At 58.1% G+C, this 229-nt stretch carries 1 protein-coding gene; it reads left to right on the forward strand.

Annotated features, from left to right (window positions below; all coding sequences use genetic code 11):
• Positions 1-27: 27 nt before the first annotated feature.
• A partial coding sequence (locus H4J77_RS19710) for a transposase (protein WP_182250168.1) occupies positions 28-229 on the forward strand: 202 nt, incomplete at its 3' end.

Raw genomic sequence — 229 nt, forward strand, 5'->3', positions numbered from 1 at the left:
AAATCGCCACCCTAAGCGAGGTGTCAGATGACCAGGAAACGACGCACTTTTTCACCCGAGTTCAAGCAGGAGGCAGCCAGCCTGGTGCTTGATCAAGGATATAGCATTCCCCAGGCTTGTACTTCTCTCGGCGTGGGAGAAAGCGCTCTTCGCCGCTGGGTCGATCAGTTGTCGCAGGAGCGTCAGGGTGTCACGCCCAAGGGCAAAGCCCTGACGCCAGAGCAACGCA

The organism is Pseudomonas sp. 5Ae-yellow, from assembly GCF_014077575.1.
Classification (GTDB): Bacteria; Pseudomonadota; Gammaproteobacteria; order Pseudomonadales; family Pseudomonadaceae; genus Halopseudomonas; species Halopseudomonas neustonica.